The sequence below is a fragment of the Streptomyces sp. AcH 505 genome (genome assembly GCF_000818175.1).
Lineage (GTDB): Bacteria > Actinomycetota > Actinomycetes > Streptomycetales > Streptomycetaceae > Streptomyces.
This window is the reverse complement of record NZ_JTIY01000001.1, coordinates 2,023,980-2,028,747: the sequence shown is the minus strand read 5'-3', so window position 1 is coordinate 2,028,747 and position 4,768 is coordinate 2,023,980. Positions and strand designations below refer to the sequence as shown.

The window sequence follows — 4,768 nt, the reverse complement described above, 5'->3', positions numbered from 1 at the left end:
CGGCTGTCCACGTCCGACGCGCGGTCGCTCGTGACGATCTTCATCGGCAACGGGCAGCGGCTGACCGGCAGTACGTGCGACGAGCCGACCCGCGACCCCTTCACCTGCGCGCCCGTCTCCCGGCTCGGTGCGGGCGAGGCGCTGATGGTGCTCAGGCAGGAGGACCAGCCGTACAACTGGTCCTGGCGGAAGACGTTCACCGTCCGGCCGGCGGATCAGGTGGACGACGGTTGCCGCGCGATCGGTGGGTACAAGGAGCTGATGGGCTGGGGCGCCGCCCCCGAACCCGCGGTCAAGAGGCCCGTGATCAACGCCTACGTCTGTCTCAGGGGCCCGTCGTCGTCGACCCTCGCCCAGGTCGAGGACATCTTCGACGACGCCGTACTGCCCGCGGTCCCGTCCGCCGAGCCGGACGGGTACCCGCACCACTGATCCGATCCGTTCTGTTCCGTTCCGAAAGGGATCTTCGATGCCTTCACGCCTTCCCGTCGCCCTCGTGCTGGCGGCTGCCGCACTGGCCTCGGTGTCCGGCTGCGGCACCGGCGGTACGTCCGGCAGCGGCACCGACGCCGCGCCGCACACGCAACAAGCCGCGCCGCTCTCGCCCCTCTCCGGAGCGGACGGGACGGGCGGGACGGCCACAGTGACCGTGAGCCCGCTGCCCAGCGAGCTGGCGGGGCTCGGCGCGCGGACACTGGCCGAGGTGCCCGGCAACGCCCGCCAGGTCGTGATCGTGACCGGCCGGGGCAAGAACTCCCCGCTGTCCCGGGTGGTGTTGTACCGGCGCACCGCCAACGGCTGGGACGCGGGCGCCACATGGGCCGCGCACAACGCCAAGGAGGGCTGGCGCGCCGACCACCGGGCGGGCGATCTGCGTTCGCCCGTCGGCGTGTTCGCCCTCACCGACGCGGGCGGCCGGCTCGGCGATCCCGGTACGCGCCTCCCGTACGACCACGCGCCCGTCGGCTTCTCCATCGGCGGAACGGGCTTCGCGGGTGAACCGCTCGCCGGGTCCTTCGACTACGTCGTCGCCATCAACTACAACCGCCGGCCGGGGACTTCGCCGCGCGACTGGACCCGCCCCGAAGGCGCGGGCAAGGGCGGCGGCATCTGGTTCCACGTCGACCACGGCGGCCCCACGCACGGCTGCGTCAGCCTCTCCGAGCCCCACATGAAGACACTGCTGCGCACCCTCGACCCCGCGCTGCACCCGGTGGTCGTCATGGGCGACGCCGCCTCGCTCGCGCGCTGATCTTTCCGCCGAACGCACTCCAGGCCGGGACGGCGTCGCCGTCCCGGCCTGGAGTGTTCTGGAATTGTGCCCCCAACGGGATTCGAACCCGTGCTACCGCCTTGAAAGGGCGGCGTCCTGGGCCACTAGACGATGAGGGCTAGGGCGCGAGCAGCATATGGGATCGGCCGAGGTATCGCCAAAACGGTTTATCGCGCGGGCGCGGGGACGGCGCTGGTGGGCGCGGGTAGACCGGGGTTCCCGGAGGTGGGCGGGGTCCGGCCCGGCGAGAGGGACGGGGACGGGGACGCCGACGGGGAGGGCGACGGCGAAGCGCCCGCGCCCGGCGCTCCCGCCTCCGCCGGCAGGTGGCGGCTCACCTCCGCCGTGGTCAGCCCCAGGCCGCCCAGCGTGATCTCGTCCCAGGCCTGGAGGTGCTTCGTCGTACGGTCCAGGTAGAGCACCGAGGCGTTCACCTTCTCCGGGCTGTTGTTCTGCAGGGCGCGCAGCCCGCCCCCGCCCGTCGAGCCCTCCACCTTCAGCCGCGTACCGAACGGCAGCACCTTGTTCTCCCGGTGGTGGATGTGGCCCGCCAGGACGAGGGGGACCGCGCCGTCGGTCTGCTCGGCCGCCGTCGGTTCGTGCGCCACGGCGATGTCCACCGGGGTGCCGGCCTGGGCCTGGTCGCGCAGCGCCGACGCCAGTCGCGCGCCCGCCAGCCGCTCGGCCGGGTCGCCCTTGGCCGCCACCGACCGGTCGGGGGTGAACTGCGGGTCGCCCATCCCGGCCACCCGTACGCCCGCCACCGTCACGGCCTTGCCGTTGTCGAGGACCCGGACGTTCTTCATCCGTTCCAGATAGCGCTGGGTGACGTCCGAGTCGTGGTTGCCGCGCACCCAGACGTACGGGACGCCCAGGTCGGCGACGGGGTCGAGGAAGCCGTTCTCGGCCGCTGTGCCGTGGTCCATGGTGTCGCCCGAGTCGATCACGACATCGATCTTGTACTCGTCGACGAGCGAGCTGATGATCTGCCAGGACGCGGGGTTGAGATGGATGTCCGAGACGTGCAGCACCCGCAGCGTCGCCGGGTCGGGCTGGTACGCGGGGAGCGTGGACGTCGCGTCGTACAGCCTGGTCACATTGGTGACGAGCCGGGCCAGCTCCTTCTGGTAGACGTCGAAGTCAGTGACGATCGAGCGGGCGTTGCCGACCACCTGCGGTGCCGAGGAGAGCAGCCCGGAGAACTTCGGCTCCAGCACGGACTTCGGGTTCCAGGTGGCGTACGCGCAGCCGGCCGACGCGGCCAGCAGGGTCAGCGCGAGGCCGCCCGCGGCCAGGGCGCGGCGGGGCCTGCGGTAGACGGCCAGCCCCAGGGCGGTCGCGCCGGACACGACGGCGACGCAGGAGCGTACGGCCAGTTCGGTCGCGCCGTTCGCCACGTCGCGGCCGACCTCCTCCTGGAGCCCGGAGATCCGGTCCGGGTGGTTGACCAGCGCCTGGGAGCGGACGGGGTCCAGCCGGTCGACGTCCACGTCGAGCCGCAGGGGCCCGGTGTGCGAGTCCAGTTCGAGCGCGCCGAGCGGCGAGACGTTGATCTTCGTACCGCCGGTCAGCGACGGCCGCAGCGCCATCCGCGTGTCCATCGGGCCGACCGGCGTCCGTACGCTGCCGACGACCAGCAGCCCCAGATAGGCGCCCAGCAGCACCACGGCGACCAGGCCGAACGAGCGCGTGTACGGATGCGGCGCGTGCGGCGAGTGGCTGAGCGAGTCGGCCGGGCCCTTGCCCGGCGGCCTGAGGCGGCGTTCCAGTCGTACGAGGGCGGTGCGGGCGGTGCGGGCGGCGCGGATCGGGACATGGAGTACCTCACGGACCATTGGGCGCGTATGCCCACGCCGGGTACCCGCCATGCCTGGCGGACGCCGGTACCCGCGCTACGGGAGAATGGCCGCGTGCTGGAAATGACGCGTGAGGAGTTCGAGGAGCTGGTCTCCGAGGCGCTCGACCGGATCCCGCAGGAGCTGACCCGGCTGATGGACAACGTGGCCGTGTTCGTCGAGGACGAGCCCGAGGCCGCCGACCGTGAGCTGCTCGGGCTGTACGAGGGGACGCCGCTGACCGACCGGGGGGAGTGGTACGCCGGGGTGCTGCCCGACCGGATCACCATCTACCGCGGTCCTACGCTGCGGATGTGCGCGACGCGCGAGGACGTGGTGGCGGAGACGGAGATCACCGTCGTGCACGAGATCGCGCACCATTTCGGGATCGACGACGAGCGGCTGCACGCCCTGGGGTACGGATGAGCGACGACGACCGGCAGGATCTCCCCGACGACGGGCACGACGACCGGCACGACAGCCGGCATGACGCTTCCCATGAAGCCGCGCTGGAGCCCGTCGACCCCGACATCGATCTCCAGATGCCCGCCCAGCGCGCGGAGCTGGCGGCCGGTCATCCCGGGCCGGTGCTCGCCGTCATCTCGGCGGGCGGCGCCGTGGGCGCCGCCGCGCGCTACGGCGCGATCCTGCTCTGGCCGACGCCGGCCGGCGCGTTTCCCTGGACGGTCTTCTGGATCAATCTGCTGGGCTGTGGGCTGATCGGGGTGCTGATGGTGCTCGTCAGCGAGGAGGGCAGATCGGCGCACCGGCTGGTGCGGCCGTTCCTCGGGGTCGGGGTGCTGGGCGGGTTCACGACCTTCTCGACGTACGCGTCCGGCTTCGCCGACCTGCTCACCCGCGACGAGGCGGGCAGGGCGCTGGCGTACGCGGCAGGGACGCTCGCGGGCGCCATGGCGGCCGTCTGGGCTGCGGCGACCGTGACCCGCCGGCTGGTGCACCGTACGGAGGCGGCCCGGTGAACTGGCTGCTGGTGATCGTCGGGGCCGCGGTCGGTGCCCCGCTGCGCTACCTGACGGACCGTACGGTCCAGGCGCGGCACGACTCCGTCTTCCCCTGGGGCACGATGGCGGCCAACACGGCCGGGAGCCTGATCCTGGGGATCGTGTCAGGGGCGGCGGTCTCGTCGGGGACGTACGCGCTGATCGGTACGGGCCTGTGCGGGACGCTCACGACGTACTCGACCTTCTCGTACGAGACGCTGCGGCTGGCCGAGCGCGGCTGGAAGTTCTTCTCGGCGGCGAATGTGCTGGTGTCGCTGTTCGTGGGGCTCGGGGCCGTGTTCCTCGGGACGGAGCTGGGCCGGGGGTTCTTCGGGCACTGAGGCGCGACGGCTTCCCGTACCCGCCCGGTCAGGGCGGGCGAGGGCGTGTCCCCGGACGGGAAAAGCGCGTTGGGCAGTGAAATCCCGCCCCCGCCACCGCCGGGGCGGACCGCGTCCGTGCCCCTCGGAGGTGCCACTCGTGCGCCCTTTGCCCGCCCCAGGCCGTCTCGCTCTCTGGATCGCCACCTCGCTGGCGGTCGCAGCCTCGGCCGGCTGCGTGAGCGTCGGCCACGACGCGCGGAAGCCGTCCCCCGCGCACTCCGCCGGGCACCACGGCGCCGGCACGGAGCCGGACGGCGGTACGGGCGCGGTGGCCGG

General features: G+C 72.7%; 6 protein-coding genes and 1 tRNA gene. 5 read left to right on the top strand and 2 right to left on the bottom strand.

Features of this window, described 5'->3' with window-relative positions:
- A partial coding sequence (locus HY68_RS09380; RefSeq protein ID WP_041986837.1) for a hypothetical protein occupies positions 1-432 on the top strand: 432 nt, incomplete at its 5' end.
- A gap of 37 nt (positions 433-469) precedes the next feature.
- Entirely contained in the window at positions 470-1,252 is a 783-nt protein-coding gene (locus HY68_RS09375) for a L,D-transpeptidase family protein (protein ID WP_041986834.1), read from the top strand.
- Positions 1,253-1,319: 67 nt separating this feature from the next.
- On the opposite strand, the gene HY68_RS09370 is transcribed toward HY68_RS09375, so the two are convergent.
- Positions 1,320-1,392, bottom strand: a tRNA-Glu gene (locus HY68_RS09370).
- Positions 1,393-1,440: 48 nt separating this feature from the next.
- Positions 1,441-3,108 carry a metallophosphoesterase gene (locus HY68_RS09365; RefSeq protein WP_107070067.1) on the bottom strand — a complete coding sequence of 556 codons (1,668 nt, stop codon included), beginning with the start codon at positions 3,106-3,108 and terminating at the stop codon, positions 1,441-1,443.
- A gap of 75 nt (positions 3,109-3,183) precedes the next feature.
- Between HY68_RS09365 and HY68_RS09360 the strand changes: the two genes are divergently transcribed.
- The 3 genes from HY68_RS09360 to HY68_RS09350 all read left to right on the top strand — a co-directional run bounded on the left by HY68_RS09360 (position 3,184) and on the right by HY68_RS09350 (position 4,450).
- A complete protein-coding gene (locus HY68_RS09360; protein WP_041986830.1) occupies positions 3,184-3,534 on the top strand; it encodes a metallopeptidase family protein in 351 nt (116 codons plus the stop codon).
- Between the two features lie 116 nt (positions 3,535-3,650).
- Complete coding sequence (locus HY68_RS09355; RefSeq protein ID WP_041995508.1) at positions 3,651-4,088, top strand: CrcB family protein; 438 nt, start codon at positions 3,651-3,653, stop codon at positions 4,086-4,088.
- A complete protein-coding gene (locus tag HY68_RS09350) occupies positions 4,085-4,450 on the top strand; it encodes a CrcB family protein (protein ID WP_041986828.1) in 366 nt (121 codons plus the stop codon). The genes HY68_RS09355 and HY68_RS09350 overlap by 4 nt, the downstream gene beginning before the upstream one ends.
- The last annotated feature ends 318 nt before the right edge of the window (positions 4,451-4,768 follow it).

Excerpts from the sequence above, each read along its gene's own strand:
- HY68_RS09375 (WP_041986834.1), top strand. The coding sequence starts at position 470 with ATGCCTTCACGCCTTCCCGTCGCCCTCGTGCTGGCGGCTGCCGCACTG.
- HY68_RS09355 (WP_041995508.1), top strand. The coding sequence starts at position 3,651 with ATGCCCGCCCAGCGCGCGGAGCTGGCGGCCGGTCATCCCGGGCCGGTG.
- HY68_RS09365 (WP_107070067.1), bottom strand. The coding sequence starts at position 3,108 with ATGGTCCGTGAGGTACTCCATGTCCCGATCCGCGCCGCCCGCACCGCC.